The organism is Marinospirillum perlucidum (assembly GCF_003336805.1).
In the GTDB taxonomy this organism is placed as follows: Bacteria; Pseudomonadota; Gammaproteobacteria; order Pseudomonadales; family Halomonadaceae; genus Marinospirillum; species Marinospirillum perlucidum.
In genome coordinates this window covers 146,432-159,424 of record NZ_QFWJ01000002.1, presented here as the reverse complement: position 1 = coordinate 159,424, position 12,993 = coordinate 146,432, and the positions used below count along the sequence as shown (strand labels likewise).

10 protein-coding genes are annotated in these 12,993 nt (G+C 52.8%); 5 read left to right on the top strand and 5 right to left on the bottom strand.

Features of this window, described 5'->3' with window-relative positions; translation table 11 throughout:
* Nucleotides 1–3 precede the first annotated feature (3 nt).
* Entirely contained in the window at nucleotides 4–1,098 is a 1,095-nt protein-coding gene (recF, locus tag DFK18_RS03275) for a DNA replication/repair protein RecF (protein WP_114416786.1), read from the top strand.
* A gap of 42 nt (nucleotides 1,099–1,140) precedes the next feature.
* A complete protein-coding gene (gene gyrB, locus DFK18_RS03270; RefSeq protein ID WP_114416785.1) occupies nucleotides 1,141–3,558 on the top strand; it encodes a DNA topoisomerase (ATP-hydrolyzing) subunit B in 2,418 nt (805 codons plus the stop codon).
* A 58-nt stretch (nucleotides 3,559–3,616) separates the two neighbouring features.
* Here the strand turns inward: gyrB and gmhB are convergent, their stop codons facing one another.
* From gmhB to DFK18_RS03245, 5 genes are all read right to left on the bottom strand, one after another.
* Nucleotides 3,617–4,162 (bottom strand): D-glycero-beta-D-manno-heptose 1,7-bisphosphate 7-phosphatase, encoded by a 546-nt coding sequence (gene gmhB, locus DFK18_RS03265; protein ID WP_114416784.1) that lies wholly within the window; start codon nucleotides 4,160–4,162, stop codon nucleotides 3,617–3,619.
* A 53-nt stretch (nucleotides 4,163–4,215) separates the two neighbouring features.
* Nucleotides 4,216–6,282 (bottom strand): glycine--tRNA ligase subunit beta, encoded by a 2,067-nt coding sequence (gene glyS / locus DFK18_RS03260; protein WP_114416783.1) that lies wholly within the window; start codon nucleotides 6,280–6,282, stop codon nucleotides 4,216–4,218.
* On the bottom strand, nucleotides 6,282–7,232 hold the full coding sequence (gene glyQ / locus DFK18_RS03255; protein ID WP_114416782.1) for a glycine--tRNA ligase subunit alpha: 951 nt from the start codon (nucleotides 7,230–7,232) through the stop codon (nucleotides 6,282–6,284). The genes glyS and glyQ overlap by 1 nt, the downstream gene beginning before the upstream one ends.
* 53 nt (nucleotides 7,233–7,285) lie before the next feature.
* On the bottom strand, nucleotides 7,286–8,335 hold the full coding sequence (locus DFK18_RS03250) for a glycosyltransferase family 4 protein (RefSeq protein WP_114416781.1): 1,050 nt from the start codon (nucleotides 8,333–8,335) through the stop codon (nucleotides 7,286–7,288).
* 142 nt (nucleotides 8,336–8,477) lie between these two features.
* On the bottom strand, nucleotides 8,478–9,197 hold the full coding sequence (locus DFK18_RS03245; protein ID WP_114416780.1) for a 3-deoxy-D-manno-octulosonic acid kinase: 720 nt from the start codon (nucleotides 9,195–9,197) through the stop codon (nucleotides 8,478–8,480).
* Here DFK18_RS03245 and DFK18_RS03240 point away from each other — a divergent pair.
* The 3 genes from DFK18_RS03240 to waaA are packed head-to-tail and all read left to right on the top strand — an operon-like array spanning nucleotide 9,196 to nucleotide 12,990.
* Nucleotides 9,196–10,323, top strand: a complete 1,128-nt coding sequence (locus tag DFK18_RS03240; protein ID WP_114416779.1) for a glycosyltransferase family 9 protein — start codon at nucleotides 9,196–9,198, stop codon at nucleotides 10,321–10,323. The two genes, DFK18_RS03245 and DFK18_RS03240, sit on opposite strands and share 2 nt — an antisense overlap.
* Nucleotides 10,313–11,734 carry a bifunctional D-glycero-beta-D-manno-heptose-7-phosphate kinase/D-glycero-beta-D-manno-heptose 1-phosphate adenylyltransferase HldE gene (hldE, locus tag DFK18_RS03235; RefSeq protein ID WP_114416778.1) on the top strand — a complete coding sequence of 474 codons (1,422 nt, stop codon included), beginning with the start codon at nucleotides 10,313–10,315 and terminating at the stop codon, nucleotides 11,732–11,734. Before DFK18_RS03240 ends, hldE begins: the two co-directional genes overlap by 11 nt.
* The gene (gene waaA, locus DFK18_RS03230; protein ID WP_114416777.1) at nucleotides 11,734–12,990 is read left to right on the top strand and encodes a lipid IV(A) 3-deoxy-D-manno-octulosonic acid transferase; all 1,257 of its coding nucleotides are present in this window, start codon (nucleotides 11,734–11,736) and stop codon (nucleotides 12,988–12,990) included. Before hldE ends, waaA begins: the two co-directional genes overlap by 1 nt.
* Nucleotides 12,991–12,993: the final 3 nt, after the last annotated feature.

Below are 12,993 nucleotides of genomic sequence, written 5' to 3'. Positions count from 1 at the left end.
CGCATGAGTATCAGGCGGTTAAGGCTGCAGAATTTCCGTAATCTGGAAGCAATAGATCTGCAGCCGGCTCCAGGACTTAACCTTCTCTGTGGTGCTAATGGTAGTGGCAAGACCTCCTTGTTGGAGGCTATCTACCTACTTAGTCTGGTGCGCTCCTTTCGTAGTAAAAAACTCAAAAACCTTATAGCTCACGCTGCCACGCAATTTACAGTTTTTGCTGAATTGGTTGGTAGTGAAGGTCGTGATTACCCTCTGGGTATTCAGCGTCGTACAAGTCTGGATGAAACCGAAGTTTTATTACGAGGACAACGCCCGGGCAGCCTGGCTGAGTTGGCTTCTCAGCTCCCAGTGCAGCTAATTAATCCGGATGCTTTTCGTCTTCTCGAAGGGGGACCCAAGGAAAGAAGGCAATTTCTGGATTGGGGAGCGTTTCACGTGGAACCAGGCTTTATTCATGCCTGGCAACGCTTCCAAAGAGCACTGAAACAGCGCAACAGCCTGCTTAGGCATGCTAGAATAGACCCCTTGCAGTTGGACCTCTGGGAGAAGGAAATAGCCCAGACAGGCGAAGCGGTGAGCCGTTATCGTGAGGATTATTTGCAGACCCTGACACCCTTGTTTAACCACTTGCTGGAGCGGCTTTCCAACCTGGATGCTATACGTCTTCACTTCCAGCGTGGTTGGGACAAGAACACCGACCTGGCTGAGAATCTGTTGGTCAGTCGGGGTAAGGATAGAGAGCAGGGATTTACTCAATCTGGTCCTCAGCGAGCAGATTTAAGAGTAAGTATTGCCGGGCGTTCTGCTATTGAAGTTTTATCCCGAGGCCAGCAAAAATTAGTCGTCTCCGCTTTGAAGTTGGCTCAAGGTGAACTTCTAGCCCGGGCCGGTAAAAAGCAGTGTATCTATTTGATTGATGACCTGCCTGCAGAACTGGATCGAAATCACCGGGAAGTCTTTTGCCGGGTTCTTGAATCTCAGGGGAGTCAGGTCTTTATAACGAGTGTGGATGCAGAGGCCCTGGATATCGATTGGCAATATCCGGAAAAGAATCTTTGGTTTCACGTGGAACAAGGACAAATTAGTCCGAAAACCTGAGCGCTGAAAACCCAGGCGCCAGGCTTCAACGGGGAGTAGGTAATGAGCGAAAGTAATTCCTATAATTCATCCAGTATCAAAGTGCTGAAAGGCTTGGATGCTGTGCGCAAACGCCCGGGCATGTATATTGGCGATACGGATGACGGAACCGGCTTGCATCACATGGTGTTCGAGTTGGTCGATAACTCGATTGATGAAGCTCTGGCTGGTTACTGCAGCGAAATTCGTGTGATCATTCACCCGGATGAATCTGTCAGCGTTACTGATGATGGCCGGGGTATTCCAGTAGATATCCATGAAGAAGAGGGAGTGTCTGCTGCTGAGGTCATCATGACGGTGCTCCACGCCGGGGGTAAATTTGACGACAATACCTACAAGGTTTCCGGTGGGCTTCACGGCGTTGGTGTGTCGGTGGTTAATGCGCTTTCTGAAGAATTGACACTGACGATCTGGCGCAAAGGCCAGGTACATGAGCAGGTTTACCACCACGGTGTTCCTGAAAAACCACTCGGTATCGTTGGCCAGACAGAACAAAGCGGTACCCTAGTTCGCTTTAAACCTTCGGCTGAAACCTTCAGTAATATCGAATTCAATTTTGATATTCTGGCCAAGCGTCTGCGGGAGCTATCCTTCCTGAACTCAGGTGTGCGTATTGTTCTTCAGGACGAACGTAGCGCTCGTGAAGAAGTCTTCCACTATGAAGGTGGCCTGAAAGCTTTTGTTGATCACCTGAATACTAATAAAAGCACTCTGGGTAAAACCTTCTATTTCTCCACAGAACGTGAAGATGGCACCGGTGTGGAAGTGGCAATGCAATGGAATGACGGCTTCTCCGAAAACATCTTCTGCTACACCAATAATATTCCCCAGCGCGATGGGGGCACTCACTTGGCTGGTTTTCGTGCAGCTCTGACACGCATGCTCAACCAGTATATCGAGCAGGAAGGCCTGGCTCGTAAGGCCAAGGTTTCAACGACGGGCGATGATGCACGCGAAGGCTTGACGGCCATTATTTCGGTAAAGGTTCCTGATCGCAAATTCTCATCCCAGACGAAGGATAAGCTGGTTTCTTCGGAAGTAAAAACCGCGGTAGAGCAGGAAATGTCACGCTATTTTGGCGACTACCTGTTGGAGTTTCCCCAGGAAGCCAAAGCCATCGTGAACAAAATGATTGATGCTGCCAGAGCCCGTGAAGCAGCACGTAAAGCCAGGGACATGACTCGTCGTAAAGGGGCGCTGGATATCGCTGGTTTGCCTGGAAAACTGGCTGACTGCCAGGAAAAAGACCCGGCATTATCAGAACTCTACCTGGTGGAGGGTGACTCTGCCGGCGGTTCGGCCAAACAGGGCCGCGATCGTAAAACTCAGGCTATCCTGCCGTTGAAAGGTAAGATTCTCAATGTCGAAAAAGCTCGCTTTGACAAGATGCTTTCATCTGCTGAGGTAGGCACCCTGATCACGGCACTGGGCTGTGGCATCGGTCGTGAAGAATTCAATCCTGATAAGCTGCGTTATCATTCCATTATCATCATGACTGACGCCGACGTGGATGGCTCGCATATACGTACTCTGCTGCTGACCTTCTTCTTCCGGCAAATGATGGAGCTGATCGAGCGCGGCCATGTATTTATTGCTCAGCCACCACTCTACAAAATCAAGCGCGGTAAACAGGAACAGTATCTGAAAGATGAGGCTGCTCTGGAGGAGCACCTGACGCAAACAGCTCTGGAAGGTGCCGCACTTTATGTAAACCCAGAAGCTCCCCCCCTGAGTGGAGAAGGGCTGCACAAGCTGGTCGCTGACTATCGTGCAACCCTGGACAGGATTGACCGCTTGTCTCAGGTCTATCCCGAGTTTGTGCTGGAGCAGATGATCGATGCACCCAGTCTAAGTGTTGAAGATTTGGAGAGTGAAGCCAAAGTTCAGGCATGGATCCACAAGCTTGAAGGCTTGGTGATCAAAGCAGCCAGTGACACCACTCAGGTTAAATTGCGAATAGAGGTTAATGAAGAACGAGGCCTCTATCTGCCTGCTGCTGAAGTTGTGGCCCATGGTGTGCCGACCGAGTATGTCTTTGGAATCGATTTCTTTAAATCTGCTGATTATCGTGCCATGAGAAGCCTGGGCGAGCAGCTGGAAGGTCTTTTGGAAGAAGGGGCTTACGTTGCTCGCGGTGAAAAGAAACGGCCTGTCAGCCGCTTTGTAGACGCTCTGAATTGGTTAATGAATGAAGCCAAGCGGGGCATTAATGTTCAGCGCTATAAGGGCTTGGGTGAAATGAACCCAGAGCAGCTTTGGGAAACCACCATGAACCCGGATACCCGCCGGATGCTGAAGGTATCTATTGAAGATGCCGTGGCTGCTGACATGATGTTCAATACCCTGATGGGGGATGAGGTCGAACCTCGCAGGAACTTCATTGAAAGCAACGCCCTGGCGGTCGCTAACCTGGATGTATAAAAAAAGGGCCCCTCGGGGCCCTTTTTAGTTCTGCTTCAGCAGCATTAATTCCTGGATTTCAATCCTCAGCCAGCAACTGATCGGCCAGCTCTGCCAGGTTGGTTACTACTTCCATTCCCTCTACTGTTTCCCCGGCGGCCAGGGTCTTTTCACCCTTGCCGGTTCTGACTAGAACGCAACGCTTGCACCCGGCTGCCTTACCCGCTTCCAGGTCGCGGATTGCATCTCCCACCATGATGGCATCATCAAGATCCAGGTTGAGGACCAGGCTGATTTGCTCCAGTAGTCCGGGCTTGGGCTTGCGGCATTCACAACCATCATCAGGTCCATGAGGGCACCAGGCAATGTGATGCAGGTCACCACCAGCCTCGTGAAGGAGCTGAAGCAGCTTGCTGTGCATGGCGTCGAGATCTTCTTGGGTGAATTTTCCACGTGCTAAACCGGACTGGTTGGTAGCTACAGCCAGTATCCAGCCAGCCTTGTAAAGACGAGCAAGGGCTTCGATAGAACCGGGAATGGGGATGAATTCCTCGGCATTTTTAACGAAGACATCCGAGTCTTCATTGATAACACCATCACGATCAAGAATAAGAAGTTTGTACATGCGTTAAAGGCTAGTCGTTCAGAAAAGAAAGGGGAGCTTTGCTCCCCCCGGTATCAATGTTGCAGTTGGGCGATGTCGGCAGTATGCAGGAACAGGGACTGCAGGGAGGCGAGAAGTGCCAAGCGGTTATTTTTAACTGCTTCGTCTTCAGCCATGACCATAACATCATCGAAGAAGCGATCTACGGGTTCACGCAGCTCTGCCAGCTTATTCAAGGCAGCCTGATAATCACCCTGGGCATAGAAGGGTGCCACTTCGATATCCTTGGCAGCCAGATCTTCGGCTAACTGGATTTCAGCAGCTTCTGTTAGCAAAGCTTTGTTGATCTCGGTTGCCACGGGTTGGTCGAGTTTACCCAGAAGGTTACTGACTCGCTTGTTAGCGGCAGCCAGCGCCTGGGATTCGGGAAGCTGGTTGAACTCAGCCACGGCCTGGACGCGACGATCAAAATCATGCGGATGGGTGACCCCACGACTACGTACAGCCAGGAAGACACCAGTGGGAATGTCCTGGGCCTGATACCAGGCGCGGAAGCGATCCAGCATGTAATCCAGAAGCTCGGTTTCTACCTTATCGGCTTGGGGAAGCTGGTTATGCTGGGCAAGAGCTAATTGAATCAGTTCTTTCAGATCAAGATCCAGTTGTTTGTTGACCAGCAGGTTCAATACACCCAGGGTCGCACGGCGCAGCGCAAAGGGATCCTTCACACCCGTGGGTTTTTGGCCGATACCAAAGATACCAGTGAGGGTATCCAGACGATCAGCCAAAGCCAGGCAGGCACCAGTCAGGGTCTGGGGAAGAGCATCACCCGCATTACGAGGGAGATAGTGCTCACGGATTGCCTGGCTGACTTCAGGATCTTCACCATCGTTTAAGGCATAGGCTTCACCCATGAGGCCTTGTAGTTCCGGGAATTCCAGAACCATTTCCGTATTCAGGTCACATTTGCACAGCAGGGCTGCACGAGCCACCTTATCGGCCGGTGCACCGATTTTTTGGGCAATCTGTTCAGCCAGGGCTGCAATACGGCGAGTCTTGTCTCCCAGGCTGCCCAGTTGCTTCTGAAAAACGACCTCTTCCAGACCCTGGCTGCGAGCAGAAAGAGGTGTCTTCTTATCGGTTTCAAAGAAGAAAGCAGCATCGGCCAAACGCGGGCGGATAACCCGTTCATTTCCCTTAATGATGGCTTGAGGATCACGGCTGGCAATATTGCTGATGGTAGTAAACAGCGGCAAGAGAGCGCCTTTATCATCCACCAGGTGAAAGTACTTTTGATGTTCTTTCATGGAGGAGATCAGGCAAGCATCGGGAACTTCCAGGAAGCCCTCATCGAAGCTACCCGTCAAGGCAACCGGCCATTCCACCAATCCGGTCACTTCATCCAGAAGGTCTTCATCGATAACCGCAGTTCCCTGGTGTTTTTCTGCTTCGGCCAGTACCTGCTGGCGGATCATTTCGCGACGCTCATTGAAATCAGCGACCACTCGCGCTTCTTTGAGGGCAGGCAGGTAATCAGCAGGCTGCTCCAGCGTGATTTCTTCCGGCGCATGGAAACGATGACCGCGTGTTTTGCAATCACTGCTGAGTCCCAGTAGCTGTGCCGGTACCACCTCTCGTCCCTGCATCAGCAGCAGCCAATGGACCGGGCGCGAGAATTCGGTACGCTCGGATCCCCAACGCATACGTTTGGGAACAGGCAGAGCTGCTATGGCTTGACTGAAAATGTCCGGCAGGAGTTCACGCGTAGGCTGACCAGGCTGGGTAGAGCGATACATCAGCCAGCTGCCCTTATCGGTTTCCAGGGTTTCCAGTTGATCAGGGGTTACTCCACAAGAGCGGGCAAAGCCTTCCAGTGCCTTGGTGGGCTGGCCATCCTTATAGGCTGCTTTAACCGCTGGGCCCTTGCGTTCAATGGCCTGGTCAGGTTGTTGCTCTTCCAGTTGGGAGACCAGCAGGGCCAGACGCCTTGGGGTTGCATAGGCATGAATTTCGGCAAAGGGCAGACCGGCTTCTTCAAGCCCATGGCGAACCGACTTTTCCAGAGACTCTGAAAGCGTTTTCAGCAGAGTAGGGGGAAGCTCTTCACAACCCAGTTCAAAAAGTAGATCAGCTGCTGACATCAGGCTTTCTCCTCTTCTGAGGCCAGTACTTCCTGGCGCAGTTTTTCAGGGGCCAGGGGGAAACCCAGGGCTTTGCGGGAATTAAAGTAAGCCAGGGCCACTTCACGGGCCAGGGTTCTTACCCGAAGAATATAGCGTTGGCGTTCGGTGACCGAAATGGCGTGGCGGGCATCTAGAAGATTGAAAGTATGCGAGGCCTTGAGTACCTGCTCGTAAGCCGGTAGAGCCAGATCGGCTTGAAGAAGCTTCTGGCATTCCTTTTCACAGTGGTCGAACCAGCCAAAAAGGGCATCCACATCCGCCTGTTCAAAGTTATAGGCGCTCTGTTCTTTTTCATTCTGAAGCCAGACATCGCCATAGGTCACGGGTTCACCCTGAGGATCAAGTGTCCAGACGAGATCATAAACGCTATCCACACCCTGCAGGTACATGGCAATACGCTCCAGGCCATAGGTGATTTCACCCGTGACCGGATAGCATTCGATACCACCAGCCTGCTGGAAATAGGTGAATTGGGTGACTTCCATACCGTTCAGCCAGACTTCCCAGCCCAGACCCCAGGCACCCAGGGTGGGGGATTCCCAGTTATCTTCAACAAAGCGGATGTCATGTACCAGAGGATCAATGCCCAGGGCTTTCAAAGAACCCAGATAGCGTTCCTGAATGTCTGCTGGTGAAGGCTTCATCACTACCTGGAATTGATAGTAGTGCTGTAGACGGTTGGGGTTTTCACCATAGCGACCGTCGGTTGGCCGGCGGGAAGGCTGAACATAGGCTGAGTTCCAGGTTTCTGGTCCCAGAGAGCGCAGGAAGGTGGCAGGATGGAAAGTGCCCGCTCCTACCTCCATGTCCAGAGGCTGGAGGACAACACAGCCCTGGTCAGCCCAGTATTGCTGCAGAGCCAGAATCAGGCCCTGGAAGGTGGATACGTCTGGCGTAGACGGGTTCATGGTAAGCTGCCCTTGCGTTAATGAATGGTCAACGAATGGGCAGGAATTATACCTTATCCGCTTTTGGCTTTCAGGCTCTTAATCAGGGCCTGGTAAACGCCCAGATACTTGAGGGTGATGCGGTCGGGAGTCACTTCCTTGAGTTCGCGGTTGGCATCGCGGGTCAGGCGGGTTCTTAATTCGGTGGAGTTGTAGAGAATCTTGATCATTTCTTCCAGAGAGCTGACGTTCCCTTTCTTGAAAAGCAGGCCGTTACTGCGGTGACTGATCATCTCGGCAAAGCCCGAAACCTTGCTGGCTATAACGGGAATATGAAAGCTCATGGCCTGAAGCAGGCCGGTAAAAGAATCTGCCCGATTGGCCGGATCGACAAACAGGTTCATGATCGAATAGTAGTCACCGGGATGAGGGGGTTCACCGACCCAGTCGATATTTTCGCGATCCTCGTATTTCTTTTTGAGTTTTTCAAAATCCGGCCCGACCCCGAGAAAAACAAACACCATGTTGGGGAAATCGGCCTGCATTTGTTCAGCGCATTGCAGCAGAATATTCTGCCCCCCGGTTTTCTGGTTGATCCGCCCCCAGTGACCAATCACAAACTTGCCTTGATAGTGGCTACGTAGTTCGGTCATCTTCATGGGATTGGTATCCAGGCTGATGGCCGCATCAGGTATTCGTTTAACCGGGCAGTAGGCTTTTTCACGCATGGCCAGCTCAGCCGGGAAGGAGGTCACGGTGACTGCCAGAGCTTTTTTTAATATTGAGGAGGTCAGTTTGGATGTGGATTCAGCATCTGCCTGATGCCAGCTCATCATCCAGGGTGTGCCTCTGAGTTTACGCTGCCAGGCCACCCAACGAGCAGCTGCCAGGTCATGGGCATTGATCAGGCCGTTTTTGGGAACTTTGAAGTGCCCGCTAAATCGGCTTCTGACAGCAACCAGATGCAAACTGCGCACATGCCTGAGACGGTTATGAAGAACGGAACCGGCTTTGCAGACCACCTGCTGCTTGATTTTCTTTTCCGCCAGGGTGCGGATCAGAAGTTCAACCTGCTGGGTCTGGGCATCATACTCATCACTCAGGCAAACCTGGATCAAACGCATGCTCGCATCTTTCCTCTGCAGTTTTCAGGAAACATTCAGTTAACCGAGTTTCGCAGTTTCTGACCAGGATTACAGTCAAAAGAAAGCATCTTTTTGCAAAAAGGTGTTTCCGAGGCTTTGAATTCAAGAAAAAGGCTGTCCGCTACTTGCTGGCCGAGGTATACCCGGCCAGTAGCCATTCCTGCCACTGGGGAGCTGCGGCAGCATCCAGCTTGACCAGCCCCCGGTACAGGCGAGCAAGATTGTTTTCCGGCACCTGTCCGGGTTGATCCAGGAGTTCACACCGATCCAGGTCAATAACCCAGATCTTGCCGGTTTGGGGTTGTATCAGCAGATTGCGCGGGTTGAGGTCAGTATGGTTGAGCCCGGCCTGGTGAAAGGGAACCAGGGCTTTTCCCGTGGCAAGGAGGGCGGCTTGTTGTTCCTTTACCGTTTGCTCTAGAAGAAACTCCGCCAGAGGCCGGGCTGAAGGAATTCGCAGGGTAATCAGGTCTGCCTGGTAAAAGAGGCCGTGCTTGTGCACTCTGGCCGCCAGGGGTTTGGGAACCGGTAAGCCGCGTTGATAGAGTTCCTGTGTCAGCTGCATCTCCTGCCAGGGGCGGGTGTTATCCAATCCTGTCCAGAGATAGTAGTCCTGGATAAACCGCCCCGGTAATCCGCCGCGGTGATAATGCCGCCAGACAGCTTCACCGGCTGGCGTTTTAATAAAAGCGCTGGTGCCACGACCTGGAGCACCACCGAGCAGGGCCTGCTGTTGTTTCCAGAAGTCGGCAGTAAACCAACCACTATGAATTTGTGAGATGTATTCAGGGTCATATAGAATAAACTGCCCCTGATCTTCTATTTGCCGGAAACTTACCATGTCATCTCAGTCAGCCAACCCGCCATCACCACCAGTACGGGATTTGTGTATTTTACGTCTTTCTGCACTGGGTGATGTTTGCAACCTGGTGCCCAGTGTACGTGCCCTGCAAGAGGCTCATCCCGATATCAGAATAACCTGGGTAATCGGTGCCGCAGAGTATAGCCTACTCAAGGGGCTGGAAGGCGTCGACTTTGTTATCTACAACAAAAAGACCGGCTTTAAGGGTATGCGCGATCTGGGGCGTCAATTAAAGCAAAAGCAGCAGGGTAAACCCTTCGATGTCTTGCTGCACATGCAGGCTGCTTTGAGGGCCAGCATCCTGTCGCGCTTTATTCCGGCTAGAAGACGCATCGGTTTTGATAAAGCCAGAGCCAAGGATTTTCAGAACTGGTTTGTGAATGAGCAAATAGTTGCCAATCCACAGCAGCATGTTGGTGAAGGCTTCCTGGATTTTGTGCGTTATCTGGGTGTTCAGCCCCAGTCGTTACAATGGAACCTACCTATACCTGTCGAGGCAGAAGAGGAGGCGGCAACCTGGCAGCCTGAGCAGCACCCTTATCTGGTGTTAAGTCCCTGCTCCAGTAATCGCGCACGCAATTGGCGCAATTGGTCGACAGCCGGTTATGCTGCCCTGGTTGATTATGCCTACGAGCACTATGGTTTAAGAACCCTGGTTACGGGCGGCAATAGTGAATTGGAACACCAAACCTTTGCCGAGCTGGAACAGTTGGCTAGCGCTCCTTTGGTGAAAGCCGTGGGCCAGACTTCTCTGAAAGCTCTCTTGTGCTTGATTCGCGATGCGCGTCTGGTCGTGGCACCGGATTCCGGCCCGATTCACATGGCAGTGGCCATGCAAACGCCGCCGTTGGGGCTCTATGCCACTTCCAACCCCAAGCGTACCGGTCCCTGGTTGGGCCGGGAGTTTGTTGCTAACCGCTATCCTGAAGCGGTTAAAAAGTTTCTGGGTAAAGAAGTGGAAGAAATTGGCTGGGGACAAAGAGTCAGAGATCCTGCTGCCTTGGACTTGATTACTCTGGATGATGTGAAAGAGCGCCTGGATGCCATCATGGCTGCTTCTCCCGATTGCCTGAAAGAACAAAAGGAAAGACTCGATGAAAATTAATCTGGCAGCCTTTGAGCAGGCCCGCCTTCTGGTGGCTGGAGATATCATGCTGGATCGTTACTGGCAGGGTGGTACTTCCAGAATCTCGCCTGAAGCACCGGTTCCTGTGGTCAGGGTCCAGGATCAGGATGATCGCCCCGGTGGGGCAGCCAATGTGGCCTTGAATCTGGCCAGCCTGGGTGCTCAGGCCCAGTTAACCGGCATTGTAGGTCAGGACGAGAATGCACGTTTGTTGGGCGAACGCTTACAACAATCGGGAGTTGAAACCTGCTTTCATGCTTCCGAGCGCCATCCAACTATCACCAAGCTGAGAGTGATGAGTCGTAATCAGCAGCTCTTGCGCCTGGATTTTGAAGAAAAGCTGGAAAGCGAACCGGGTTTTACCCAGGCCTTTAGCCAAGCCCTGCCCGAGCAGGATCTGATCATTCTTTCCGATTATGCCAAGGGTACTCTGCAGGAAGTCCAGGCTTTGATCCAACAAGCCAAAGCGGCTGGAAAAAAGGTTCTGGTCGATCCCAAGGGTAAGGATTTTTCCATCTATCGTCATGCAACGCTCCTCACCCCTAACCTCAGCGAGTTGGAAGCAGTCGTGGGTTCCTGCCAGGATGATCATGAACTGGAAACCAAGGCAGAGCAATTGCGGCAGGAGTTGCAGTTGGAAGCCCTCTTGGTGACTCGCAGCGAAAAGGGCATGTCCCTCTTTCGAGAAGAGCATCCACCTTTGCATCTGCCAACGCGAGCCCAGGAGATCTTTGATGTTACTGGTGCCGGAGACACAGTCATTGCTGTCTTGGGTCTGGCGCTGGCTTCTGGTCATGATTATCCGGAAGCGGTAATGCTGGCCAATCTGGCTGCCGGGCTTGTGGTCGCCAAGCCGGGGACCGCCACGGTGAGTGTGGCTGAAATCTATACAGCCCTGCATGGTGACAAGCTGATTGAATATGGTGTCTTGCCGGTTGAAACCCTCAAGGAAGCCGTCACTGCTGCCCAAGCCAGGGGAGAAAAGGTGGTGATGACCAACGGTTGTTTTGATCTTCTGCATGCCGGTCATGTCGCCTATTTGGAAGAAGCTAAAAAACTGGGGGATCGCCTGATCGTTGCCGTCAATAGTGATGCTTCGGTGAGTCGTCTCAAGGGACCGGCCCGTCCTATCAACCCACTGGATCGGCGTATGAAGGTGTTGGCTGGCCTGGAAGCCGTGGACTGGGTGGTGGCTTTTGAAGAGGATACGCCCAGGGATTTGATCGCAGGTCTCCTGCCCGATCTGCTGGTTAAGGGAGGCGATTATCAAGTGGATCAAATCGCGGGTGCTCGGGAAGTTCTGGATGCCGGCGGACAAGTCAAAGTGCTGGAATTTGTTGACGGTGTTTCCACGACTGCGATGGTTAAATCCATCCTGGATAAGAACTGATGTCTGCCTGGCCGCGTTATCTCTATACAGGCTTGTTAACCCTGCTGACCCCTTTAGCGAAAAAGCGCCTGGAGCGGGAAAAAGTCAATGAGCTTTCTGCTCGACAAAGGGCCGGCCATATCTCCCCCTGCAAGCAGGAAGTCATCTGGGCGCACTGCGCCTCTGTAGGTGAAGTCCTGGCGGCTGAACCTCTGCTACGTCAACTTGAGCAGCAGTATCCGGGCAAGCAGCTGGTGGTCACCACCATGACGGCAACAGGTGCCCAGCAGGTTCGCCAACGCCTGCCCGAGGCGCGGCATTACCTTTTACCCCTGGATTTGCCCTGGAATACCGATCGTTTTATCCACACCCTGAACCCACGTCTGGCGATTATCTTTGAAACCGAGTTGTGGCCCAATTTGATCCACAGCTGCAAGAAGATGTTGGTTCCTGTAGTGATTGCCAATGGTCGCCTGTCTGCCGGAGCTTTTGATCGTTATAGCAAGATCAGGCCTTTGGTCGCCGCCTGTCTGCAGGAAGTGACTGCCGTGGCGGCCAAGGCAGAAGAAGATGGTCAGCGCTTTGTTGCCCTGGGTTTGCCGCCCGAACGGCTGCAGATTAGTGGCAGCATTAAATATGACCTGCAGTTGCCGGAAGGCCTGATAGAAGAGGCAGAGCAGCTTAAACAAACCTGGTCGGGGCGTCCTGTTTGGATTGCAGGCAGTACCCATGAAGGCGAAGACCTGCCTTTACTAAAGGCGCATCAGCAGCTGCTGGAAAACCAGCCTGATACGCTACTGATCCTGGTGCCTCGCCACCCACAGCGGTTTGATGCAGTGGCTGAAATGGTCAGGGAGGAGGGTTTCAGCCTGGCCAGGCGCAGCCAGGGTGAAGAAGTAACCCGGTCAACCCAGGTCTACCTGGCTGATACCCTGGGGGAAATGCTCTTGCTCTTTGCTGCAGCCGATCTGGCATTTGTTGCGGGTAGTCTGGAGCCTATCGGCGGACATAATCTGTTGGAACCGGCGGCAGTGGGAACGCCGGTGATAACCGGCCCGCATCTGCACAATTTTACCGAGATCGCTGTTTTACTGCGTGAGGCTGGAGCCCTGCAGGAAATAGAATCCAGCCAGGAGCTGCCAGAGTTGTTGATTAAACTCTGGCAAGAACCGCAAACCACTGAGGCCATGCAGCAGGCGGGTCGTCAGGTGGTGGCAGCCAATCGCGGTGCTCTGGAAAAACAGCTGCAGCTGGTTCAGGCTTATTTGCAGGATTAATCT

Excerpts from the sequence above, each read along its gene's own strand:
- recF (WP_114416786.1), top strand. The coding sequence starts at position 4 with ATGAGTATCAGGCGGTTAAGGCTGCAGAATTTCCGTAATCTGGAAGCA.
- gyrB (WP_114416785.1), top strand. The coding sequence starts at position 1,141 with ATGAGCGAAAGTAATTCCTATAATTCATCCAGTATCAAAGTGCTGAAA.
- waaA (WP_114416777.1), top strand. The coding sequence starts at position 11,734 with ATGTCTGCCTGGCCGCGTTATCTCTATACAGGCTTGTTAACCCTGCTG.
- DFK18_RS03240 (WP_114416779.1), top strand. The coding sequence starts at position 9,196 with ATGTCATCTCAGTCAGCCAACCCGCCATCACCACCAGTACGGGATTTG.
- glyQ (WP_114416782.1), bottom strand. The coding sequence starts at position 7,232 with ATGAACCCGTCTACGCCAGACGTATCCACCTTCCAGGGCCTGATTCTG.
- glyS (WP_114416783.1), bottom strand. The coding sequence starts at position 6,282 with ATGTCAGCAGCTGATCTACTTTTTGAACTGGGTTGTGAAGAGCTTCCC.
- gmhB (WP_114416784.1), bottom strand. The coding sequence starts at position 4,162 with ATGTACAAACTTCTTATTCTTGATCGTGATGGTGTTATCAATGAAGAC.
- hldE (WP_114416778.1), top strand. The coding sequence starts at position 10,313 with ATGAAAATTAATCTGGCAGCCTTTGAGCAGGCCCGCCTTCTGGTGGCT.
- DFK18_RS03245 (WP_114416780.1), bottom strand. The coding sequence starts at position 9,197 with ATGGTAAGTTTCCGGCAAATAGAAGATCAGGGGCAGTTTATTCTATAT.
- DFK18_RS03250 (WP_114416781.1), bottom strand. The coding sequence starts at position 8,335 with ATGCGTTTGATCCAGGTTTGCCTGAGTGATGAGTATGATGCCCAGACC.